The following is a 20,322-nucleotide window of genomic DNA, read 5'->3' as shown; positions in this document are numbered from 1 at the left end:
TCCTCCCATCGGCGACCGAGGCGGCTATTCTCCCGCAAATGTGTTCAGGCCGCGAGAAGGGCCTTGTTGTCGGCGGCATGGCCGATCACCGGCAGGATTTCGCCCGGCGCGACGTCACGGGCGAAACGCACCAGCGTGAAATCCTCGGCGCGGCCGGTATTGCCGCGTTCGGTGAGGACGCTGAGCGGACGGCCGATGCGCTCGGCGAGATGGCGTGCCTGTGCCGTCCCAGCCGCAGCACGCAGCCTTGCGGCGCGCTCCGAGACGACCTCTCCCAAGAGCTGCGGCATCCGCGCGGCCGGCGTGTTGGGGCGGGCCGAATAGGGGAAGACATGGACGAAGCTCAGGCCGCATTCCGCCACGAGGTCGAGTGAGCGGGCGAACATCGCTTCGTCCTCGGTCGGGAAGCCGGCGATGAGATCGGCGCCGAAGACGATGTCGGGACGCAAGGAGCGGATCTCGGTGCAGAAGCGGATAGCGTCGTCGCGGCCGTGGCGGCGCTTCATGCGCTTCAGGATGAGGTCGTCGCCAGCCTGAAGCGAAAGATGCAGATGCGGCATCAGGCGTGACTCGGTCGCGAGCATGTCGCGCAGGGCATCGTCGACCTCGACCGCGTCGATCGAGGAGAGGCGCAGGCGCGGCAGGTCGGGCAGGGCGCGCAGGATCGCTCCCGCCAGCGCGCCGAGTGTCGGCTGGTCCGGCAGGTCGCGGCCGTAGCTGGTGAGGTCGACGCCGGTCAGCACGATCTCACGGGCGCCGGCCTCCAGCAGGGTGCGGCATTGCGCGACGACATCGGTGATGGCGAGTGAGCGCGAATTGCCGCGGCCGAAGGGAATGACGCAGAAGGTGCAACGATGGTCGCAGCCGTTCTGGACCTGGACGAAGCCGCGCGTATGGCTGGCGAAACGGCCGGTGACCGGAGCGCGCAAGGCCGTGCGGGTCATGATGTCGCCGACGTCGAGCTTGTCGGCGACAGTGGTGTCAGGATGTCCGAGGCTGTTGGAACGGGCGAGGGCAGACCAGCTCTCGGGCCGCAGTTTCTCGTCGTTGCCGAGGACGCGATCGACCTCCGGCATATCCGCGAAGCGGGCCGGTTCGATCTGCGCGGCACAGCCGGTGACGATGACGGGCCTGTCCGGCTGCTCGCGCTTGAGGCGGCGTACGGCCTGCCGCGCCTGCCGGGTCGCCTCGGCGGTGACGGCGCAGGAATTGACGATCGCGGCATCCTTCAGCCCGGCGGCTTCCGCCTGGAGCCTGAGCGCCTCGCTCTCGACGATGTTGAGGCGGCAGCCGAAGGTGACGACTTCCAGAATCATAAGTCTGGCCCTCAGGCCGCGCTCGAAAACAACGCCGCGTCGAGCGTGCCTTCCCATTCGAATTCGACCGGGCCGGTCATCAGGACATGGCCGTCGCGCTCGCGCCATTCGATGGCGAGATCGCCGCCGGGCAGGCTGACGGTGGCCTTGCGGGCGGTCAGCTCGCGGCGGACGCCCGCGACCAGTGCCGCACAGGCGCCCGAACCGCAGGCCTGCGTGATGCCGGCGCCGCGCTCCCAGACGCGCAGCACGATGTGATCCGGCGCCTTCACAGCGGCGAGCTCGATATTAGCGCGATCGGGGAAGATCGGGTGGTTCTCGAGCAGCGGCCCGATCCGTTCGAGATTGTAGGCATAGGGGTCCTCGACGAAGAAGACCGCGTGCGGATTGCCCATGTTGACGGCGCAGGGCGTGTGCAGGATCGGATCGTCGATCGGGCCGATCTGCAATTCGAAGCGCGCGGTATCCTCGAAAGGCTCGGCCAGCGGAATCTGCTCCCAGTCAAGGCGCGGCGCGCCCATGTCGACGGTGAAAAGAGCTTCGCCCTCGCGGATCGCCGGCAGCAGCCCGGCCTTGGTCTGGAGGGTGAGCCGGGCCTTGTCGGCATCGCCCATCTGCGGGTCGGCGATCATCGCCCAGGCGACGCAGCGCGTGCCGTTGCCGCAGGCGCCGGCCTCCGAGCCGTCGGTGTTATAGATGCGCACGAAAGCGTCGGTGCCGGGCGTCGCGGCATCGTGAAGGACCATGAGCTGGTCGAAGCGGGCGCGCGGCTCGGAGGCGATGGCGCGGGCTTCCGCTTCGCTGACGACATGCTTGGTGCCGCGCAGGTCCAGCACCGTGATCTGGTTGCCGAGCCCGTTCATCTTCAGGAACCGGCGATTGGCCAGAGCGTTCATTTGGTCACACGTCCCGTGAATAGTGGGTCTATGGCGGAGACGACGTGAAAAAGCCACCCTCGTCCCCGTTCCCTAGGAGAAGGTGGACATTCTATGTTGCGCCGCAAGGGCGCGAATCGCGTGAAACTCAGGGCCGTCATGATGCGGTATTCCCGGATTTGTGTTCTGACGCTTGCCGGCCTGGCGAGTTTGTCGAGCGGAATGGTCTTTGCCCAGGCGCGCGTGGCGCCACCGACCGCCGTCGAAACCGCGCCTCTGGCACCACCGCCCGGCGCCAGCCCCGCCCAGATGCCGTCAGCTCCGGCGCAGACGCCGCCTTCTCCCGTGCCTGAGGCCCAGCCGGGGCCGCAGCCGGTCCAGCCGGCCCCGCCGCCGCCGAATCCGGTAACGCCGCAGCCGGTGCAGCCCGCGCCGACGCTACCGGGGCCGGCCGAACCGCAGCCGGTGCAGCCGCCGCCGACCTTGCCGCCTCCGGGCCAGTCTCTGCCGGCGCCGCCCGTGCAGCAGCAGACGGGCGTGCCTGATCCCAACGCGACGCTTGCCGGCAAACGCGGCGATGCCAGCGATATCGACGAGATCACGCTCGCTGCGAAGCCCGTCCTGCTCCTTTCGGGTCAGGCAAGCTGGGACCAGGGATTCCAGAAACTGTCGGAGAGCTTCAACGCCTTGCGCGCCGAAGCGCAGAAGGCGGGCCTGCCCGTCGCAGGCCGTCCGCTGGCGCTGTTCGTCGAGACGACGGATGACGGCTTTCGCTTCGATGCGATGCTGCCGGTTGCCGCGCCCGCCGGAGGGCAGGCTCCCGCATTCGGCGGCGGCGTGAAATTGAGCGCCTCACCGATGGGCAAGGCCCTGCGCTTCCTCCATGTCGCGCCTTATGACGACATCGATTCCACCTACGAGACGATCACGGCCTATCTCGAAGCCAAGAGCATCACGGTGAAGGATGCTTTCCTCGAGGAATATGTCAGCGACCTCAAGGACCCTGGCGATCCGAACCTCGAGATCAACGTCTACGTCCAGCCCAAGTGATCAGCGTCATGCTCGGGCTTGACCCGGGCATCTCGGAAACCAGCGGCCTCCCGTCCTGAGATTCTCGGGTCGAAGCTGTGCTTCGTCCGAGAATGACGCGGAGGTCCAGCCGGTCACACGTTCCAGCTCAAACCCGGCCGCATCGGTCTGAAGCGCTCTTCCGGCAGGCCGGCTTCGGCGAGCGCGGCCTTCAGCGCCTCGGGCGGGCGCTCGACGCCCTCGTCGGTGAGCTGGAAGGTGCCCCAGTGATGGCCGATCGCCTGCTGCGCCCGCAGCGCCAGCATGACCTTCACCGCCTCGTCCGGGTTCATGTGGTTGTCGGACATGAACCAGCGCGGCTCGTAGGCGCCGATCGGCAGCACGGCGAGATCGAACGGCCCGTGCCTGCTGCCGAGGTCCTCGTAGAGCGAGCCGTCGTGGTAGCCGGTATCGCCGATATGGAAGACCTTCGCGGCCGGCGTTTCGAGGATATAGGAGCACCACAGCGCCATGCGCCGGTCGAAGGCGCCGCGCGCCGACCAGTGATAGCTCGGCACCAGCGTGACCGCGACGGCGTCCGAGAGGGTGAGCCGGTCATTCCAGTCATGCGCCTCGGCGCGGGCGTCGGGGATGCGGGCGCGGACGATCGAGTCATTGCCGAGCGGCATGATCATCCGCGGCCGGTCGCGGGCATGCAGCAGGGCCAGCGTCTCGATGTCGAGATGATCGTAATGGTTATGCGTGATCAGCACGGCGTCGATCTTCGGCAGATCGGCGAAGGCGACTCCCGGTGCGTTCACGCGCCTGGGGCCGATGAAGGAGAAGGGGCTGGCGCGCAGCGAATAGACCGGGTCGATCAGCAGGTTGAGGCCGGCTGCCTGGTACAGGAAGGAGGCGTGGCCGAGATGGACGATCCTGACGCCCTCGACGCGGGCCGGAGGCTTGTCCTGAGGCGGCGCCTGATAGGCGAGGGGGAAGGCCTCGCGCTCGCGCTTGCCGGTCTGCCAGCGCAGCACGTCGGCGAGGCCCTTGCTCACGGTGCGGCCGTCGCTGAAGACGAGCCCGTTGAAATGGTCGCTGACGGGGCCCTGGTAATAGGGATTGCGCGAGCGGGAGATCGCGGCCCAGGCAGCGCCGGTCGAAGCCAGCAATGCACCGAGGCCAACGAAGGAGAGAAGCTTGCGGCGGGTCATGGTGTAGAACAGGTAGGCGGCCGCGACGCAGCGTCAAGGCCGCCCTCCCGATTGGCCGATCAGTTGCTGCCAGAGCGGATGGCGACGGTTGCGACGCCCGCGCCGATCAGGAGCGTGCCGCCGGCCTTGTTGAAGAGGCCGATCGCGCGGGGATTGCTGACCACGGCCCGCGCCCGCGAGGCGATCAGCGCGTAGCCCATGGCATTGGCGAAGGCGAGCGTGATGAAGGTCGCCTCGAAAATCAGCATCTGCGTCCAGAAATCGCCCCTGGTGTCCAGGAACTGGGGCAGGAAGGCGACGAAGAAGGTGATGCTCTTCGGGTTCAGCGCCGTCACCAGCCAGGCATGGCCGAGCATCTTCCAGCCGGGAGCGGCATCCTCGCGCGGCTTGGCGTCGAGCGTGCCGCCGGCACGGAAGAGCTTGACGCCGAGCCAGACCAGATAGGCCGCACCGATCCATTTCAGCGTTGTGAAGACGAGCGCGGAGGTGGCGAGCAAGGCGCCGACCCCGAGCATGGAGAGCGTCATCGCGGTGAAATCGCCGAGCGCGACGCCGACCGCAATGGGAAACGCGGTGCGCCAGCCCTGGCCGAGCGCATAGGAGATGACGAGCAGGATCGTCGGTCCGGGGATGACGAGGAGAACGGCGGTGGCGGCGGTGAACGCGATCCAGGCTTCGAAGGTCATGGTGATGGCTCCGCTAAAGACCAGAGCCATCACCAGATGCGGGTGTTTGTAAAGAGCTGAATCGAGCGGCTTGAGACCGCTTCAGAGCGCGCTGCGGAGGAAGTCGCAGAGCGCCGTGCGAACGGCCGCTTCGGGAGCCATCTGGCCAGGCTGCACAGTGAAGGCGATGTCGATGCGCGTGCCCGTGGGCTGCTTGCGGGTAGTCACCTTCAGGAGCTGCGGACGCCCCGAGCCGGTGACTTCCTGCACGGCGGAGATCGTGCCGCGCGCCTTGTCGGTTCGGATATCCATGAAGTCGCGGTCGGCCTGGATCGCCCGGGTGATGATAGGCAGCACGGCGGCTTGGGATTTCTTGGTCAGCTCCCAGGTCTTGTAGGTAATCTGCGAGACCATCGGCACGCCGGCGGAGCTGAAATTGGTCATGCAAGGTTGAGCCTGCCCCTGCGTCACGCCCGCGATCAGCAACGGCGCAGCGAGAGCGAATGCTATTCCTGAAAATTTGGCCATCGTAGTCTGTATCCTCAATGAAAGGACACGATTGCTAGCTGCAACGACCAGTTCCTGTCATCTCGGAATTTCCGCTCGTCAACGTCTTTGGGTGGAACTGAGCGGGCCGGCGTCGAGCGTCACGCGCGGCTCCGGGTCGGCTGCGACGACCAGCGCCCACCAGACGCGATAGCTGGTGCGGGGGTCCTTCGAAAGCGCGATGCCGTAGCGGGTCGCTTCCTTCATCCGCAGATTGGTGTCGTGGCCGGGCGACTTGCGCCAGCCGTCGAAGGCTTCCTCGACCGAGAAATAGCCGCCGCCGAGATTCTCCGCAGCCCGGGCGCTGTCGACGCCGGCCGCTTGGATGCGGGCGGTGAAGTTGCCGCCGGCATCATGCGAGAGGGCGTTGGCCTTGACCATGGCATCGGCCTGGCGCTGCGCCATCGCCATCAGGCGCGGGTCCGGCCGGACGGGGCCGAGGCCATTGCTCGCGCGGTAGGCGTTCAGGATTCGCCCGGCCTGGGCCGGATCGAGCGAGACGGCGGCGACCTTCTCGACCATGCGCGGATCGAGCGGGCCTTCGCGACGCGGATCGCCGGCGCAGGCGGCGAGCAGAAGAGCGAGGGCCAGCAAGGTCGAGGCGGGTTTCAGTTTCATGGGCCGGCATGTTTTGCGAATCGGGCGCGCAGCGATGCTGTCAGATCAGGGCCATTCTGCGGCCAAGCCTCACAATTCCGTGTAGAAGTTGAAGCGCGTGTGAGGGAAGGGGGCCGCTCCGTAACGAGACAGAGCGTCATTCTAGGACTTGACCCGAGAATCTCTGGAGAGTGAGGCGCAGGAGCCCGCTTCGGCGGGAGATGCTCGGGCCAAGCCCGAGCATGACGGCCATGAGAAGGCTCCGTTCGCAAGGGAAACCATCGCGAAACTTGACTTTCGCCACAGTCTTCCGCTTTAAGGCCCCATCCGTTTCGCCGACATCGCCGAAACCACATCCGCCGACCGGGCCGCGCAAGCCGCTTTCATGAGCCCGGAGGTCAACGCCCGACAGCGCGATTGCGCCCTCGGGCGCGAAACCGTTTGGCGATGAGGCTCTGGCGCTGAAGGCTTTCTGAGGCAAGCAGGCAGGTCCGCATGTTCGGCACGCTGAGCGACAGGCTCTCCGGCATCCTCTCGGGGCTGACCCGCAGGGGTTCGCTGACCGAGGAGGACGTCAACGCGGCTCTCCGCGAGGTTCGCCGCGCGCTGCTCGAGGCGGATGTCGCGCTCGAGGTCGTCCGCAGCTTTACCGACAAGGTCAGAGAGCGCGCCGTCGGCGCCGAGGTGCTGAAGTCGATCACGCCCGGCCAGCAGGTCATCAAGATCGTCAACGACGTCCTGATCGAGACGCTGGGCGGCGAGGGCGAGAGCATCAATTTCGATGCCGTGCCGCCGGTCCCGGTGCTGATGGTGGGTCTGCAGGGCTCCGGCAAGACGACGTCGACCGCGAAGATCGCCAAGCGTCTGACCGAGCGCCACAAGAAGAAGGTGCTGATGGCGTCGCTCGATACGCGACGCCCGGCCGCCATGGAACAGCTCGCCATTCTCGGCCAGCAGGTCGGCGTGCAGACGCTGCCGATCGTCGCCGGCCAGTCGGCGGTGCAGATCGCCAGGCGCGCGGTCGAGGCCGCTCGTCTCGGCGGCTACGACGTCGTGATGCTCGACACAGCCGGCCGCGTGACGCTCGACGACACGCTGATGGCCGAGGTCGCCGAGGTGAAGGCCGCGACCAACCCGCATGAGGTGCTGCTCGTCGCCGACGCGCTGACCGGCCAGGACGCGGTCAACACGGCCCGCGCCTTCGATGCCCGCGTCGGCCTGACCGGCATCGTGCTGACCCGCATGGACGGCGATTCGCGCGGTGGTGCGGCGCTCTCGATGCGCGCCGTCACCGGCAAGCCGATCAAGCTGGTCGGTATCGGCGAGAAGGTCGACGAGCTCGACGAATTCCATCCCTCGCGCGTCGCAAACCGCATCCTCGGCATGGGCGACATCGTCTCGCTCGTCGAGAAGGCGGCGCAGACCATCGATGCGACGCAAGCGCAGGCGACCGCGCAGCGCATGGCCAAGGGCCAGTTCGACCTCTCCGACATGCGCGCGCAGCTCCAGCAGATGGAGAAGATGGGCGGCATCGGCGGCGTGATGGGCATGCTGCCGGGCATGAAGCAGGCCCAGTCCCAGCTCGCCAATGCGGGTGTCGGCGACACGATGTTCAAGCGCATGATCGCCGCGATCGACTCGATGACGCCGGCCGAGCGCAAGAATCCCGATTTGCTCAAGAACAGCCGCAAGAAGCGCATCGCGGCCGGCTCCGGCACCTCTGCCGAGCAGATCAACAAGCTGCTCAAGATGCATCGCGGCATGGCCGACGCCATGAAGATGATGAGCAAGCAGAAGGGCGGCATGCTCGGCAAGCTCGGCTCGATGTTCGGGCTCGGCGGCGGCCTGCCTGCCGGCATGCCGGACCCCTCGAAGATGGATCCGGCGCAGCTTGCGGAACTGCAGAAGCAGCTCGGCGCGGGCGGCGGTCTGCCCTCGATGCCGCCGGGCGGCTTCCCCGGCCTGCCCAAGGGTGTCACCCCGCCGGCGGGGATGATGCCGAAGCTGCCGGGCCTCGGCGGCAATGGCCTGCCCGGCCTGGGCAGCAACCCGTTCGGCAAGAAGAAATAACCTTCACCATTCAACCCGACTTCAGACGTCAAACCAAAAGGAAGAAGACCCATGTCCCTCAAGATCCGCCTGACCCGCGGCGGCGCCAAGAAGCGCCCCTACTACCGCATCGTCGTCGCCGACGCCCGCTCGCCGCGCGATGGCCGCTTCATCGAGAAGATCGGCTCCTATGATCCGATGAAGCCGAAGGATTCGGCCGAGCGCGTCGTGCTCGACACCGAGAAGGTCCAGGCTTGGCTCGCCAAGGGCGCCCAGCCGACCGACCGCGTGCTGCGCTTCCTCGATGCCGCCGGCCTCGCCAAGCGCCCGGCCCGCAACAACCCGAACAAGGCCGTTCCCGGCGAGAAGGCCAAGGAGCGCGCCGAGAAGAAGGCCGAGAAGGCCGCTGCTCCGGCTGCCGAAGAAGCCGCCGAGGCGTGAGCTTGACTGTCCGCACGTCTTTCTCGGGCGAAGCGCAGCTTCGACCCGGGAACCTTCTTTGGGAGATGCCCGGCTCAAGGCCGGGCATGGCGTGCTGACATGAGCGACCTCATCCTGCTCGGGATCGTCGGCGCGCCGCATGGCGTGCGCGGCGAGGTCAGGATCAAGACCTTTACCGGCGACCCGTTGGGTATCGCCGGTTACGGCCCGTTGTCGGACGGCAAGGGCCGCAGCTTCGAGATCACCGATATCCGCCCTGCCAAGGAGGTGGTCGTCGCCCGGCTCAAGGGCGTGACCACGCGCGAGGCAGCCGAGGCGCTGAACGGCACCGAATTGTTCGTTGCCCGCGACAAGCTCTCGGCCGGTGAGGACGAGGACGAATTCCTGCATGCCGATCTGATCGGTTGCAGCGTGGTCGGGCCGGACGGCACTGTGCTCGGCAGCGTCACCGTGGTCGAGAACTACGGGGCAGGCGACCTGCTCGACATCGAGACACCGGACGGACGCTCCGTCCTGATGCCCTTCACCAAGGCCTTTGCGCCGCGCATCGACATCGCCGCGCGCCGGATCGAGGCCGAGCCGCCGCTTGGACTGTTCGAGCCCGACGATGACAAATGATAGGCCGGCCCGCGCCCTGATCTTCGACATGGACGGCACCATCGTCGACAATATGCGCTTCCATGACGATGCCTGGGAGAGCTGGCACGTCAGCAACAAGTTGCCCTTCGACCGCAAAACCTTCGCGGCGCGCACCGCCGGAATGGCCGGCAACGAGATCATCTCCTCCTATTTCCCGCAGGCGGTCGTGGCCGAGCTCGATGCGATGAGCGACGCCAAGGAGGCGCTCTATCGGGAGGCCTATCTGCCGCATGTGACGCCAACTGCCGGCTTCCTCGAACTGATCGCGCGGGCCGAGGCGGCAGGCGTGCCGATGGCCGTCGGGACGGCGGCACCTCCGGCCAATATCGAGGTCGTGCTGGATACGCTCGGCCTGCGCCAGCGCTTCGCGACGATCGTCTCGCCGAGCCAGGGCTTCCGTGGCAAGCCGCATCCCGACATGTTCCTGGCCGCGGCGGAGCGGATGAAGGTCGACCCCGCCGACTGCATCGTCTTCGAGGATGCGCCGCTCGGCGTCGAGGCGGCGCGCCGTGCCGGCATGCGGGCCGTGGCGCTGCTGACCATGCTCGGTCCCGAGGGCTTTGCGGGTTATGACAACCTGATCGCCTCGGCTGGCGATTTCACCGCGCTGGACGGGTTTCCTGCGCTGCGCTTTGCTTGAAGGCATGTCCTTCCGCGCCTCGATCCTGACGCTCTATCCGGAGATGTTTCCCGGGCCGCTCGGCATCTCGCTGGCGGGCGAGGGGCTACGCAAGGAATTGTGGTCGCTCGATACCCATCAGATCCGCGAGCACGGCATCGGCCGCCATCGCAATGTCGACGACAACCCGGCCGGCGGCGGCGCCGGCATGGTGCTGCGCTGCGACGTGCTGGCGGCGGCGATCGACGCGGCCGTGCCGGCGGATGATGCGCGCCCGCGCCTGCTGATGTCGCCGCGCGGACGCCCGCTTCAGCAACGACAGGTCCGTGATTGGGCTGAAGGTCCTGGCCTCGTCATCGTCTGCGGGCGGTTCGAGGGCGTCGACGAGCGCGTGATCGAGGGGCGCAACCTGATCGAGGTTTCGATCGGCGACTACATCCTCTCCGGCGGCGAGATGGCGGCGCTGACATTGCTCGATGCCTGCGTGCGATTGATCCCCGGCGTGATGGGTAAGGTCGCTTCCGGCGAGGACGAGAGCTTCGAGAACGGTCTGCTGGAATACCCGCATTACACCCGCCCGCGCGAATGGGAGGGCCGGGGCCTGCCCGAGGCGCTGCTCTCCGGCGATCATGCCCGCATCGCGAAATGGCGGCGCGAGCAGGCTGAGACGATCACGCGCGAACGGCGGCCGGACCTGCTCGCCAAGCAGGATCAGGGATAGGCTGTCACCGGCAGTTTCTCGGCCAGCCAACCGCCCGGCCCGAGCATGCCGCCCCGCACGCCTGCGAGATCGCGCCAGCCTCGTCCGGCGAGCTTCTGCGCCACGGCAACCGCCTGCGCGCCCGTGCGGTCGATTAGGACGATGCGCTTGCTGGGGTTGTCGAGGCGAAGCCCGGCGATCCTGACCTCGAAGGCCGGAGCGTCGACATCCAGTGCAAGAGCGCCCTGCGGCAGGCCGGTATCGGCCCATTCCTGCGCATTGCGGATATCGATCAGGAGGATGCGCTTCGCCTGTGCCGCGTCATGAGCCTCGCGGGGCGAGAGCGTTGCGACCGACTGCCCGAAAACGAAAGAGGCCGGGAGCATGAAGCCCCCGGCCAGAATGGTCCGGCGCGTTGCGGCGCCCTTGCGCATGGTGCTCAGCGCAGCTCGGCGCAGAAGCGTTGGATGCGGCGGCAGGCCTCTTCCAGCTTCTCGTCCGAAGTGGCGTAGGAGATGCGGAAGTTCGGGCCGAGGCCGAAGGACGAGCCGTGCACGGCCGCGACCGCTTCCGTCTCGAGCAGGCCCATCACCAGATCCTCGTCCGTCTCGATCTTCTTGCCGTTCGGCAGGGCCTTGCCGATCAGGGCCGAGCAGTCGGGATAGACGTAGAAGGCGCCTTCCGGCACCGGGCACTTCAGGCCGCGGGTCTGGTTCAGCATGGAGACGACGAGGTCGCGGCGGCGCTCGAAGGCCTTCCTGAAGACCGGGATATGATCCTGCGTGCCGTCGAGCGCCTCGACCGCGGCCCATTGCGAGATCGCCGAGGTGCCGGAGGTCTGCTGACCCTGGACCAGGTCCATGGCGTTGATGAGCGTTTGAGGGCCGGCAGCGTAGCCGATGCGCCAGCCGGTCATGGCGTAGGACTTCGAGACGCCGTTCATGGTCAGCGTGCGCTCGTAGAGGGCGGGCTCGACCTGGGCCGGGGTGACGAAGGTGAAATCGCCATAGACGAGGTGCTCGTACATGTCGTCGGTGAGGATCCAGACATGGGGATGGCGCATCAGCACATCCGTGAGCTTCTTCATCTCGGCATGGCTGTAGGCCGCGCCCGAGGGGTTCGAGGGCGAGTTCAGGATCACCCATTTGGTCTTCGGGGTGATGGCCTTCTCGAGGTCCTCGGGCTGCAGCTTGAAGTCGTTCTTGAGATAGGTCTCGGCATAGGTCGCCGTCCCCCCGCAGAGCGCCACCATCTCGGGGTAAGAAACCCAGTAGGGCGAGACGCAGATGACTTCGTCGCCGGGGTTCAGCGTGGCCAGCAGCGCGTTGTAGATGACGTGCTTGCCGCCGGTCGAGACGATGGTCTGGCTCGCCTTGTAGTCGAGGCCGTTCTCGCGCTTGAACTTGCGGGCGACGGCCTCGCGCAGCTGCGGGATGCCGGAGACCGGGGTGTACTTGGTCTCGCCGCGCTTGATCGCGGAGATCGCGGCTTCCTTGATATTGTCGGGCGTGTCGAAATCGGGCTCGCCGACGGAGAGCGAGATCACGTCCTTGCCCTGGGCTTTCAGGTCGCGGGCCTTCTGCGTGATCGTGATGGTCGCGGACGGCTTCACGCGCTTCAGGGCATCGGCAAGAAAGGCCATGGGACTGATCTCCGGGGAGGCGGACGGGTGAGCGCGGAAAAGGCGCGCGCGTGGTTTATGACTCAGCGGAGATGATCGCAAGCGCAACTGCTTGATGTTTTGCAGAAGCGTCATGAATTTGGAACGGTTTGCTCTTGCGCCGCGAGCATGCGAAGGCCCGTCCATGACGAGCTCTGCCGGACCCATTGCCGTTTATGTCGATGCCGACGCCTGCCCGGTGAAGGACGAGGTCTATCGCGTCGCTGGCCGCCACCGCCTGCATGTCTTCGTCGTTGCCAACAGCTTCCTCAACGTGCCGCGCGAGCCCTGGATCGAGCGCGTCACGGTGCCCGGCAATTTCGATGCGGCCGACGACTGGATCGCGGAGCGGGTCGCACGCGGCGCGATCGTGATCACCGCCGACATCCCGTTGGCCGATCGCTGCATCAAGGCCGGTGCCGACGTGATCGGGCCGACCGGCAAGCCCTTCAGCGAGGCCTCGATCGGCATGGCGCTGGCGACCCGCGACATGATGGAAGACCTGCGCGCGATGGGCGCGGCCAGCGGTGGCCCGAAGCCGTTCTCGCCAAAGGACCGCTCGGCTTTCCTGCAGGCGCTCGACCTCGCGATCCAGCGGCTGAAGCGGGCCGGCTTCGGCGCCTGACCCTCATATCTCCGAGAAGTCGCCGCCGCGCCCCTTGCCGGCAGCGAAGCGGCCCGCGCCTGCGGCGCCTTCCGTCGCGATGGTGTGGACGCCACGCTGCCACTCCCGCCGTAATGCTTCCTGTACGCTCAGGCCATGGCCGGCTATGGCACTGGCACGGTCGGCACGGACCGCGCCCTGCGGGAAGCGCGCGATCTCCCGGGCCATCGCCTCGGCCGCCGCGCGGGCCTGGCCTTTCGGGGCGACCGTCTCGCACAGGCCGATGCGGAGCGCTTCGTCCGCCGCGACCTTGCGGCCGGTCATGATGATTTCCAGCGCGCGGCCCTGGCCGACGAGGCGCGGCAGGCGCACCGTGCCGCCGTCGATCAGCGGGATGCCCCAGCGCCGGCAATAGACGCCGAAATAGGCATCCTCCGCCATCACGCGGATGTCGCACCAGAGCGCGAGTTCCATGCCGCCCGCGACGGCCGGGCCCTCGATCGCCGCGATCAGCGGCTTGCTCATCTCCAGCCGCGAGGGGCCCATCGGCCCGCGGGGCGTCGTGCCGTCGGCGGCGGGAAAGGCAAGCCTCTCGACGATCTCGCTTTCGAAGCGCCCGGCATCGGTGAAGGCCTGGGCATATTTCAGGTCCCAGCCGGCGCAGAAGGCGCCGCCTTCACCCCAGAAGACGATCGCCGCCGTGTCCTCGTCGCTGTCGAGTTCGAGGAAGGCGCGAGTCAGCGCATCGGCGCTGTCGGGGTCCATCGCATTGCGCGCTTCCGGCCTGCTGTGGACGACCGTCGCGACCTTGCCCTGCCTCTCGATCCGTACCGCCATTCTCCGCCCCTCTCCCTGTTTCCCATGCAGATTAAGCTGTGTTTTCGAGCCCATATCTGGCGCTGGACGCATGGCGCCTTTGCCCGTAAATCTCGCCGGAAAGCAGCCCCGCCATCCAGGTGGGTGTCCGGGAGGAAGTCCATGTCGTTGACCCGCCGTTCCACGCTCGGCCTGATGGCCGGCGCCGTATTCGCTCCGTCGATCGTCCGGGCCGAGAGCTTTCCCAGCAAGGTCATCACCCTGGTCGTGCCCTATCCGGCGGGTGGGCCGACCGATGCCATCGCACGCTTCGTGGCGCAGGATCTGACGATCGCTTTCGGACACAACGTCGTGGTCGACAACCGCGCCGGCGCCTCGGGCGCCGTCGGCACGCGCGCCGTCGCCCATGGCCCGGCGGATGGCTACACCATCGTCTTCGGCAACAACCAGACGCATGGCAACAACATGTTCCTGCTGAAGGAGCCGGGCTACGACGCGGTGAAGGATTTCGCGCCGCTTGCCGGCGTCGGCGCCTTCGAGCATGCCTTCGTCGTGCGCAACGGCCTGCCGGCCAAGAACATCCAGGAGCTGATCGCGCTCGCCAAGGCCGATCCGGGCAAGCTCAACTATGGCTCGACCGGCGTCGGCTCCGGCTCGCATCTGGCGATGGAGCTGTTCATGCAGCGCACCGGCATCAAGATGACGCATGTGCCGTTCCGCGGCGCCGCGCCGCTGGTGCAGGAAATCATCGCCGACCGCATCGACGTCGCCAACTCCACCTTGCCGAGCGTGCTGGAGCAGATCAACGGCGGCGCGCTCAGGGCGCTGGCCCTGGCGAGCCCGGAGCGCAATCCGCGCGCCAAGGACATTCCCACGCTGCGCGAGCAGGGCGTGAGCAATGCCGATGCCGATTCCTGGGCGGCCTTCTTTGCCCCGGCGAAGACGCCGGACGCCGTACTCGACACGCTGTCCAAGGCGGTTCTCGCCTCGCTGAACAAGCCCCAGACGCGGGAAGCGATCCTGAAGCTCGGCTTCACGCTCAAGGTGCGCGATCCCGCAGCGTTCAAGCCCTACCACGTCCAGGAAATCGCGACCTGGAAGCAGATCATCGCGGATGCCGGCGTGAAGCCCGAGTAAGCGGGCACCGTCTCGAACATCCCGGCTGGCGCATCGCTCCGCCGGGATGGCCGCGCCGATCGCCTCACTTCGTCGTGAGTTGGCTGCAACGGCTTGGCGATCGGCAGCGTTCCCCTCTATCTCCGATCTGTCGATCGGATGAAGCGAGGAGCGGACCATGCGGCGGTTGCGACTGGTTGGGGTGCTTGGGACGGCCCTGTTGGTCGCGGGCCTGACGCTGCCTGCGGCTGCCCAGAAGCGCTACCCCTCGAGTGCCGGGGAACTTTCGGTCGAGACCGTCGCAAGCGGGCTCGAAAACCCCTGGGGCCTCGCCTTCCTGCCGGATGGGCGCATGCTGGTCACCGAGCGGCCGGGCCGGCTTCGGCTCGTCGAGACCGATGGCAAGCTCTCACGGCCGATCACCGGCCTGCCAAGCGTGATGGCGCGCGGGCAGGGCGGTCTGCTCGGTATCGCGCTCGATCCCGCCTTCACCCAGAACCGCCTCGTCTATCTCTCCTTTTCCGAGCCGCGCTCGGGCGGCAACGGCACCAGCGTCGCGCGGGGCCGGCTGAACGAGCAGGGCACGGGGTTGACGGCGGTTGAAGTGATCTTCCGGCAGATGCCGACGATCAGCTCCAACATGCATTTCGGCTCGCGCCTCGTCTTCGACCGCACGGGCGCGCTCTTCGTCACGGTGGGCGATCGCTACAGCCAGCGCGACCAGGCACAGAACCCGGCCAATCATATCGGCAAGATCATCCGCATCCGGCCGGAGGGCGGGGCACCGGCCGACAATCCGAAGAAGGAGGGGTGGGCGCTGGAGAACTGGTCGATCGGCCATCGCAACGTCCAGGGCGCTGCGCTGCATCCCGAGACCGGGCAGCTCTGGACCGCGGAGCATGCGGCGCGCGGCGGCGACGAGGTCAACACGCCCAAGGCCGGGCTGAACTATGGCTGGCCGGTCATCACCTATGGCGTCGACTATTCCGGCGCGAAGATCGGCGAGGGCACGTCGAAGCCCGGCATGGAGCAGCCGCTGTTCTACTGGGATCCGTCGATCGCTCCGTCCGGCGCCGCCTTCTATACCGGGCCGGTCTGGCCGGCCTGGAGGAACTCGCTCTTCGTCGGAGCACTCGCCGGGCAGATGCTGGTCAGGCTCTCGACCGAGGGCGAGAAGGTGACGGGCGAGGAGCGCCTGCTCACCGATATCGGCACGCGCATCCGCGACGTCGTCCAGGGACCGGACGGCTTTATCTACCTGCTCAGCGACGATGCCGACGGGAAGGTGCTGCGGGTGCGGCCGGTCAAGTGAGCCGAGCTCGTCATGCTCGGGCTTGACCCGAGAATGACGCCTTACGAGGGCCTTACGGCCCGCAATCCCATTCGCGCTCGATGACGAAGACCTTGCGGGTCGCGAGGCTGCCGTTCGGATCGTAGAGATCGCCGACATAGTATTCGGTGCCGGCGGCGTCATGCGCGCTGCGCTCGACCTGGAGCGACCAGCCGTAGCCGACCTGCTTGCCGCCCTGCCAGTTGCGATGGACGGCGCTCGGCGAAGCCGCGGAGAGGATGCGGGCGTTCTCGTCGCTCGGGCTGCAGGTCGGGCCGGCGAGGGCCGCAGCGGGGGCGAGCACGAGGCCGCAGAAAATCAGTGCCGTCTTTTGCAAGGCAGTCGGTCCTATCGAAGAGAAGTGAGGCGTGGCGCTCAGGCCTTGGCGTGGAAGATGAAGAAGGCGCCGGCGGCGATCAGGGCAAAGCCGACCGCATGGCTCCAGGTCAGCGATTCCTTCAGCCAGAACACCGAGAAGCCGGCGAAGACGGTCAGCGTGATGACCTCCTGCATGGTCTTGAGCTCGGCCGCGGAGTAGACGGCGGAACCGATGCGGTTTGCCGGCACGGCCAGCATGTATTCCGGCAGGGCGATCATCCAGCTCGCCAGGATGGCGAGCCAGATCGCCGTGCTCTTGTAGCTGAGATGCCCGTACCAGGCGAAGGTCATGAAGATGTTCGAGCCGAACAGCATGGCGATCGGCAGGAGATGGGCCATTGAGAGCGAGGGCATGCCGGAGGCCTTCTGCGCGGCGGAGGGAACAGGTTGGATGCGTTCCGGCGTTCAGCCGAAGCGCAGCTTCATGGTGATGATGGCGAGGACGAGCAGCAGGGTCAGCGCATTGGCCGCGATGACCGGCCAGGACAGGATCTGGATGCCATAGCTCAGCCAAAGCGCGGTGCCGGTGGCGAAGAGCCCTTGCGTCCACAGCGAGATCGCGCGGGTGTCGCGGGTGCGGATGGTCCGCCAGGCCTGCGGCAGCCAGCACAGGCTGGTCAGCGTGGCGGCGGCGAAGCCGAGGAGTTCGACAGCGGCTGGCGACATGGCGGGCGAATCGCGGAAGGGATGCTGGCTCCCCCATAGCCGGATTCGCTTCTTCGTGCCGCCATTCTCGATGGTTAACCTCCCTTAACCACAGCGGCCTAGTTTCGCGTCTTTCAAGCGATTCGGTGGAGACCCATGCGCGCAATCACATTGGCCTTGCCCCTCATCCTCCTTGCCTCCGCCGCCTCGGCGCAGAGCGGCTTCCAGTCCTGCCTCAATGGCTTGCGGTCGGCCGCCGCCGCCAAGGGCGTCTCGGGCGCGACCTTCGACCGGGCCATGGCCGGCGTCGAGCCGGACATGAAGATCATCGAAGCCATGAACAACCAGCCGGAGTTCAAGACGCCGATCTGGGATTATCTCGGCACGCTGGTCGATGAGGAGAAGGTCGCGGAGGGCCGCTCGATGCTGCGCCAATACGCCTCCGTCTTTGCCGCCGCCGAGCGGCGCTTCGGCGTCGACCGCCACACCATCGCCGCCGTCTGGGGCGTCGAGAGCGATTTCGGCAAGGCGCGTGGCAAATGGCCGCTGGTGCAGTCGCTCGCGACGGGCGCCTGCCTGGCGCCGCGCCGCAACGCCTTCTTCAAGGGCGAGCTGATCGCGACGCTGCAGATCATCCAGCGTGGCGACGTCAGGCCCGAACGGCTGTTCGGCTCCTGGGCCGGCGCCTTCGGGCATACCCAGTTCATCCCCTCGACCTATCTCAGGCTCGGTGTCGACGGCGATGGCGACGGCCGGCGCGACCTCGTCGATTCGATTCCCGACGCGCTGCATTCGACCGCGAATTTCATGGACAAGGCCGGCTGGGTCACCGGCGCGGCCTGGGGCTACGAGGTGCGCGTGCCGGACGGCTATCGCGGCGCGGCCGGCCGCAATCCGAAGCGTCCGCTGTCGCATTGGGCGGCGCAGGGCATCGTGAAATACGACGGCTCGCGGCTCGACGGCCATGGCAATGCCGGGCTCCTGATGCCGGCGGGGCGCAACGGGCCGGCCTTCCTCGTCTTCAAGAACTATGACGCCGCCTACAGCTATAACGGCGCGGATTCCTACGCGCTCGCCATCTCGCTCCTGTCCGACCGCCTGCGCGGCCGGCCGGGCGTGCAGGGCAACTGGCCGACCGACGACCTGCCGCTGTCGCGCGAGCAGCGCCGCGAGCTCCAGCGCCTGCTGATCGCGCGCGGCTACAATGTCGGTGAGCCGGATGGCGCGGTCGGTTCGCTGACGCGCGCTGCGATCAAGGAGATCGAGGCGAAGATCGGCATGCCCCAGACCGGACGGCCGGGCGAGAAGGTGCTGCGCGCGCTCAAGGGCGGGCGGGTCTGACCTTGCAGAAAACGGGTGGCGTCGCGGGAGGGCTTGAGAAAAGCCTTCCCGCCGCATCTGAAGCCTCCGGAGACGCCATGACCCGCCGCCTGATTTCCACCGGCTCGCCCTTCGAGCGCAGTTTCGGCTATTCGCGTGCCGTGATCGACGGCGATCTCGTCTTCGTCTCCGGTACGACGGGCTATGACTATGCCACGATGACCCTGCCGGAAGATGCGGCAGAGCAGGCGCGCAACATCTTCCGCACGATCGGAGCCGTGCTGGAGGAGGCGGGTTCCTCGCTCGCCCATGCCGTCAGGGCGCAGTATTTCGTCACCGATCGCAGCTATTGCGAGCCGGTGCTCGCCGTCTGCGGCGAATTCTTCCGCGAGATCAGGCCCGCTGCCGGCATCTACGTCGTGGCCGGGCTGCTCAAGCCGGAAATGAAAATCGAGATCGAGGTCACGGCGCGCCTGCCGAAGGCCTGAGGGCGCCACGCTCCGAACAGGGCAGGGCTGCATCGCGGCGCTTGCGCGCGCGCTGCAGCCCCCGTAATCACCCGCCAACGCAAACACGCGACGAGGCGAGGCGATCCATGGCGACCCACAAGCTCCTGCTGCTCCCCGGCGACGGCATCGGCCCCGAGGTGATGGGCCAGGTCGAGCAGATCGTCTCCTGGTTCGGGAAGCAGGGCCTCGGCTCCTTCGAAATCGAGAAGGGCCTTGTCGGCGGCGCGGCCTATGACGCGCACAAGCAGGCGATCTCCGAAGGCGACATGAAGCTCGCGCAGGACGCCGACGCCGTGTTGTTCGGCGCGGTCGGCGGACCGAAATGGGCCGACGTCCCCTATCAGCACCGTCCGGAAGCCGGCCTTTTGCGCCTGCGCAAGGATCTCGGCCTGTTCGCGAACCTCAGGCCTGCGATCTGCTATCCGGCGCTGGCCTCGGCCTCCTCGCTCAAGCCCGAGGTCGTCGAAGGCCTCGACATCCTGATCGTGCGCGAGCTCACCGGCGGCGTCTATTTCGGCGAGCCCAAGGAGATCGTCACGCTGGAGGACGGCTCGAAGCGCGGCATCGACACTCAGGTTTACACCACGCCCGAGATCGACCGGATCTGCCGCGTCGCCTTCGAGCTCGCCCGCACCCGCCGCAACAAGGTCTCCTCGGCCGAGAAGCATAACGTCATGAAGACCGGCGTGCTCTGGAAGCAGACGGTCACCGCGCTGCATGCGGCCGAATACAAGGATGTCGAGCTCGAGCATGTGCTGGCCGACAACTGCGCCATGCAGCTCGTGCGCTGGCCGAAGCAGTACGACGTCATCGTCTGCGACAACCTGTTCGGCGACATCCTGTCGGACGTGGCGGCGATGCTGACCGGCTCGCTCGGCATGCTGCCCTCCGCCTCGCTCGGCGCCGAGGACCCGGCTACGGGCAAGCGCAAGGCGCTCTACGAGCCCGTCCATGGCTCGGCGCCGGATATCGCGGGCAAGGGCCTCGCCAACCCGATCGCGATGATCGGTTCGTTCGCCATGGCGCTGCGCTACTCGTTCGGTGCGGGCGAGGCGGCCGATCGTCTCGAAGGTGCGATCGCTGACGTGCTGGGCTCCGGCACCCGCACCAAGGACATCGCGGCGCCGGGCGCCAACGCCGTCTCGACCAGCGAGATGGGCCAGGCGATCATCAAGGCGCTGGAAGCGCGCGGCTGATCTACCGGACGTGACGAGGGAGAGAAATTCTCTCTCCCTCGTGAATTGCCGTTACCCCGCTTTCGTGGCCTAACAACCG

At 67.2% G+C, this 20,322-nt stretch carries 24 protein-coding genes; 12 read left to right on the top strand and 12 right to left on the bottom strand.

Features of this window, described 5'->3' with window-relative positions:
• Nucleotides 1-44: 44 nt before the first annotated feature.
• Nucleotides 45-1,316, bottom strand: coding sequence for a tRNA (N(6)-L-threonylcarbamoyladenosine(37)-C(2))-methylthiotransferase MtaB (mtaB, locus tag ASE61_RS18355; protein WP_061969370.1), 1,272 nt, complete (start codon nt 1,314-1,316; stop codon nt 45-47).
• 11 nt (nt 1,317-1,327) lie between these two features.
• Complete coding sequence (gene dapF, locus ASE61_RS18350) at nt 1,328-2,212, bottom strand: diaminopimelate epimerase (RefSeq protein WP_061969368.1); 885 nt, start codon at nt 2,210-2,212, stop codon at nt 1,328-1,330.
• Nucleotides 2,213-2,413: 201 nt separating this feature from the next.
• On the opposite strand from dapF, the gene ASE61_RS18345 reads away from it, so the two are divergent.
• Entirely contained in the window at nt 2,414-3,241 is an 828-nt protein-coding gene (locus ASE61_RS18345; RefSeq protein WP_139163496.1) for a GyrI-like domain-containing protein, read from the top strand.
• Between the two features lie 113 nt (nt 3,242-3,354).
• Here ASE61_RS18345 and ASE61_RS18340 read toward each other — a convergent pair whose 3' ends face one another.
• From ASE61_RS18340 to ASE61_RS18325, 4 genes are all read right to left on the bottom strand, one after another.
• Nucleotides 3,355-4,413 (bottom strand): MBL fold metallo-hydrolase, encoded by a 1,059-nt coding sequence (locus ASE61_RS18340; protein WP_061969364.1) that lies wholly within the window; start codon nt 4,411-4,413, stop codon nt 3,355-3,357.
• 59 nt (nt 4,414-4,472) lie between these two features.
• Complete coding sequence (locus ASE61_RS18335; protein WP_061969362.1) at nt 4,473-5,099, bottom strand: LysE family translocator; 627 nt, start codon at nt 5,097-5,099, stop codon at nt 4,473-4,475.
• Between the two features lie 81 nt (nt 5,100-5,180).
• The gene (locus tag ASE61_RS18330) at nt 5,181-5,522 is read right to left on the bottom strand and encodes a hypothetical protein (protein ID WP_061969360.1); all 342 of its coding nucleotides are present in this window, start codon (nt 5,520-5,522) and stop codon (nt 5,181-5,183) included.
• 162 nt (nt 5,523-5,684) lie between these two features.
• The gene (locus tag ASE61_RS18325; protein ID WP_061969358.1) at nt 5,685-6,242 is read right to left on the bottom strand and encodes a CAP domain-containing protein; all 558 of its coding nucleotides are present in this window, start codon (nt 6,240-6,242) and stop codon (nt 5,685-5,687) included.
• 474 nt (nt 6,243-6,716) lie between these two features.
• Here ASE61_RS18325 and ffh point away from each other — a divergent pair, with 474 nt between their 5' ends.
• From ffh to trmD, 5 genes are all read left to right on the top strand, one after another.
• Nucleotides 6,717-8,291 (top strand): signal recognition particle protein, encoded by a 1,575-nt coding sequence (gene ffh / locus ASE61_RS18315; RefSeq protein WP_061969355.1) that lies wholly within the window; start codon nt 6,717-6,719, stop codon nt 8,289-8,291.
• A 51-nt stretch (nt 8,292-8,342) separates the two neighbouring features.
• Nucleotides 8,343-8,711 (top strand): 30S ribosomal protein S16, encoded by a 369-nt coding sequence (gene rpsP, locus ASE61_RS18310; protein WP_061969352.1) that lies wholly within the window; start codon nt 8,343-8,345, stop codon nt 8,709-8,711.
• A 99-nt stretch (nt 8,712-8,810) separates the two neighbouring features.
• Nucleotides 8,811-9,329: a ribosome maturation factor RimM gene (gene rimM / locus ASE61_RS18305; protein ID WP_061969350.1), complete on the top strand. Its 519-nt coding sequence runs from the start codon at nt 8,811-8,813 to the stop codon at nt 9,327-9,329.
• Nucleotides 9,319-9,990 carry an HAD family hydrolase gene (locus ASE61_RS18300; RefSeq protein ID WP_061969348.1) on the top strand — a complete coding sequence of 224 codons (672 nt, stop codon included), beginning with the start codon at nt 9,319-9,321 and terminating at the stop codon, nt 9,988-9,990. The genes rimM and ASE61_RS18300 overlap by 11 nt, the downstream gene beginning before the upstream one ends.
• A 4-nt stretch (nt 9,991-9,994) precedes the next feature.
• A complete protein-coding gene (trmD, locus tag ASE61_RS18295; RefSeq protein WP_061969347.1) occupies nt 9,995-10,690 on the top strand; it encodes a tRNA (guanosine(37)-N1)-methyltransferase TrmD in 696 nt (231 codons plus the stop codon).
• Here the strand turns inward: trmD and ASE61_RS18290 are convergent.
• Together ASE61_RS18290 and ASE61_RS18285 are read right to left on the bottom strand one after the other, a co-directional pair.
• A complete protein-coding gene (locus ASE61_RS18290) occupies nt 10,681-11,055 on the bottom strand; it encodes a rhodanese-like domain-containing protein (protein WP_156407150.1) in 375 nt (124 codons plus the stop codon). The two genes, trmD and ASE61_RS18290, sit on opposite strands and share 10 nt — an antisense overlap.
• Nucleotides 11,056-11,108: 53 nt before the next feature.
• Complete coding sequence (locus ASE61_RS18285; protein ID WP_061969343.1) at nt 11,109-12,311, bottom strand: pyridoxal phosphate-dependent aminotransferase; 1,203 nt, start codon at nt 12,309-12,311, stop codon at nt 11,109-11,111.
• A 163-nt stretch (nt 12,312-12,474) separates the two neighbouring features.
• Here ASE61_RS18285 and ASE61_RS18280 point away from each other — a divergent pair, with 163 nt between their 5' ends.
• Nucleotides 12,475-12,954: a YaiI/YqxD family protein gene (locus ASE61_RS18280; RefSeq protein ID WP_061969341.1), complete on the top strand. Its 480-nt coding sequence runs from the start codon at nt 12,475-12,477 to the stop codon at nt 12,952-12,954.
• Between the two features lie 3 nt (nt 12,955-12,957).
• On the opposite strand, the gene ASE61_RS18275 is transcribed toward ASE61_RS18280, so the two are convergent.
• Complete coding sequence (locus ASE61_RS18275; protein WP_061969339.1) at nt 12,958-13,770, bottom strand: crotonase/enoyl-CoA hydratase family protein; 813 nt, start codon at nt 13,768-13,770, stop codon at nt 12,958-12,960.
• A gap of 141 nt (nt 13,771-13,911) precedes the next feature.
• On the opposite strand from ASE61_RS18275, the gene ASE61_RS18270 reads away from it, so the two are divergent.
• Both ASE61_RS18270 and ASE61_RS18265 read left to right on the top strand, forming a co-directional pair.
• Nucleotides 13,912-14,886, top strand: a complete 975-nt coding sequence (locus ASE61_RS18270) for a Bug family tripartite tricarboxylate transporter substrate binding protein (RefSeq protein ID WP_061969337.1) — start codon at nt 13,912-13,914, stop codon at nt 14,884-14,886.
• A gap of 157 nt (nt 14,887-15,043) precedes the next feature.
• Nucleotides 15,044-16,177 carry a PQQ-dependent sugar dehydrogenase gene (locus ASE61_RS18265; protein WP_061969335.1) on the top strand — a complete coding sequence of 378 codons (1,134 nt, stop codon included), beginning with the start codon at nt 15,044-15,046 and terminating at the stop codon, nt 16,175-16,177.
• Between the two features lie 52 nt (nt 16,178-16,229).
• Here ASE61_RS18265 and ASE61_RS18260 read toward each other — a convergent pair whose 3' ends face one another.
• The 3 genes from ASE61_RS18260 to ASE61_RS18250 are packed head-to-tail and all read right to left on the bottom strand — an operon-like array spanning nt 16,230 to nt 17,239.
• Nucleotides 16,230-16,532: a hypothetical protein gene (locus ASE61_RS18260; protein ID WP_061969333.1), complete on the bottom strand. Its 303-nt coding sequence runs from the start codon at nt 16,530-16,532 to the stop codon at nt 16,230-16,232.
• Nucleotides 16,533-16,570: 38 nt separating this feature from the next.
• Nucleotides 16,571-16,927 carry a DMT family protein gene (locus ASE61_RS18255; RefSeq protein ID WP_061969331.1) on the bottom strand — a complete coding sequence of 119 codons (357 nt, stop codon included), beginning with the start codon at nt 16,925-16,927 and terminating at the stop codon, nt 16,571-16,573.
• Between the two features lie 51 nt (nt 16,928-16,978).
• A complete protein-coding gene (locus ASE61_RS18250) occupies nt 16,979-17,239 on the bottom strand; it encodes a SemiSWEET family sugar transporter (protein WP_061969329.1) in 261 nt (86 codons plus the stop codon).
• A 135-nt stretch (nt 17,240-17,374) separates the two neighbouring features.
• Here ASE61_RS18250 and ASE61_RS18245 point away from each other — a divergent pair, with 135 nt between their 5' ends.
• The 3 genes from ASE61_RS18245 (at nt 17,375) to leuB (ending at nt 20,243) form a co-directional block, all read left to right on the top strand.
• Nucleotides 17,375-18,559: a lytic murein transglycosylase gene (locus ASE61_RS18245; protein ID WP_061969327.1), complete on the top strand. Its 1,185-nt coding sequence runs from the start codon at nt 17,375-17,377 to the stop codon at nt 18,557-18,559.
• A gap of 77 nt (nt 18,560-18,636) precedes the next feature.
• Nucleotides 18,637-19,026: a RidA family protein gene (locus ASE61_RS18240; protein ID WP_061969325.1), complete on the top strand. Its 390-nt coding sequence runs from the start codon at nt 18,637-18,639 to the stop codon at nt 19,024-19,026.
• 107 nt (nt 19,027-19,133) lie between these two features.
• On the top strand, nt 19,134-20,243 hold the full coding sequence (gene leuB / locus ASE61_RS18235; protein WP_061969323.1) for a 3-isopropylmalate dehydrogenase: 1,110 nt from the start codon (nt 19,134-19,136) through the stop codon (nt 20,241-20,243).
• Nucleotides 20,244-20,322 lie beyond the last annotated feature (79 nt).

The organism is Allobosea sp. Root670 (assembly GCF_001429415.1).
Lineage (GTDB): Bacteria > Pseudomonadota > Alphaproteobacteria > Rhizobiales > Beijerinckiaceae > Allobosea > Allobosea robiniae.
This window is presented reverse-complemented; position numbering and strand designations above follow the sequence as displayed.

Coding starts and splice junctions, on each gene's coding strand:
- ASE61_RS18275 (WP_061969339.1), bottom strand. CDS start 13,770: ATGGCGGTACGGATCGAGAGGCAGGGCAAGGTCGCGACGGTCGTCCAC.
- ASE61_RS18335 (WP_061969362.1), bottom strand. CDS start 5,099: ATGACCTTCGAAGCCTGGATCGCGTTCACCGCCGCCACCGCCGTTCTC.
- ASE61_RS18290 (WP_156407150.1), bottom strand. CDS start 11,055: ATGCTCCCGGCCTCTTTCGTTTTCGGGCAGTCGGTCGCAACGCTCTCG.
- ASE61_RS18345 (WP_139163496.1), top strand. CDS start 2,414: ATGGTCTTTGCCCAGGCGCGCGTGGCGCCACCGACCGCCGTCGAAACC.
- ASE61_RS18250 (WP_061969329.1), bottom strand. CDS start 17,239: ATGTCGCCAGCCGCTGTCGAACTCCTCGGCTTCGCCGCCGCCACGCTG.
- rimM (WP_061969350.1), top strand. CDS start 8,811: ATGAGCGACCTCATCCTGCTCGGGATCGTCGGCGCGCCGCATGGCGTG.
- ASE61_RS18240 (WP_061969325.1), top strand. CDS start 18,637: ATGACCCGCCGCCTGATTTCCACCGGCTCGCCCTTCGAGCGCAGTTTC.
- ASE61_RS18245 (WP_061969327.1), top strand. CDS start 17,375: ATGCGCGCAATCACATTGGCCTTGCCCCTCATCCTCCTTGCCTCCGCC.
- ASE61_RS18255 (WP_061969331.1), bottom strand. CDS start 16,927: ATGCCCTCGCTCTCAATGGCCCATCTCCTGCCGATCGCCATGCTGTTC.
- trmD (WP_061969347.1), top strand. CDS start 9,995: ATGTCCTTCCGCGCCTCGATCCTGACGCTCTATCCGGAGATGTTTCCC.
- ASE61_RS18330 (WP_061969360.1), bottom strand. CDS start 5,522: ATGACCAATTTCAGCTCCGCCGGCGTGCCGATGGTCTCGCAGATTACC.
- ASE61_RS18300 (WP_061969348.1), top strand. CDS start 9,319: ATGACAAATGATAGGCCGGCCCGCGCCCTGATCTTCGACATGGACGGC.
- dapF (WP_061969368.1), bottom strand. CDS start 2,212: ATGAACGCTCTGGCCAATCGCCGGTTCCTGAAGATGAACGGGCTCGGC.
- ASE61_RS18270 (WP_061969337.1), top strand. CDS start 13,912: ATGTCGTTGACCCGCCGTTCCACGCTCGGCCTGATGGCCGGCGCCGTA.
- ASE61_RS18325 (WP_061969358.1), bottom strand. CDS start 6,242: ATGAAACTGAAACCCGCCTCGACCTTGCTGGCCCTCGCTCTTCTGCTC.
- ASE61_RS18285 (WP_061969343.1), bottom strand. CDS start 12,311: ATGGCCTTTCTTGCCGATGCCCTGAAGCGCGTGAAGCCGTCCGCGACC.
- ffh (WP_061969355.1), top strand. CDS start 6,717: ATGTTCGGCACGCTGAGCGACAGGCTCTCCGGCATCCTCTCGGGGCTG.
- leuB (WP_061969323.1), top strand. CDS start 19,134: ATGGCGACCCACAAGCTCCTGCTGCTCCCCGGCGACGGCATCGGCCCC.
- ASE61_RS18340 (WP_061969364.1), bottom strand. CDS start 4,413: ATGACCCGCCGCAAGCTTCTCTCCTTCGTTGGCCTCGGTGCATTGCTG.
- ASE61_RS18280 (WP_061969341.1), top strand. CDS start 12,475: ATGACGAGCTCTGCCGGACCCATTGCCGTTTATGTCGATGCCGACGCC.
- mtaB (WP_061969370.1), bottom strand. CDS start 1,316: ATGATTCTGGAAGTCGTCACCTTCGGCTGCCGCCTCAACATCGTCGAG.
- ASE61_RS18265 (WP_061969335.1), top strand. CDS start 15,044: ATGCGGCGGTTGCGACTGGTTGGGGTGCTTGGGACGGCCCTGTTGGTC.
- rpsP (WP_061969352.1), top strand. CDS start 8,343: ATGTCCCTCAAGATCCGCCTGACCCGCGGCGGCGCCAAGAAGCGCCCC.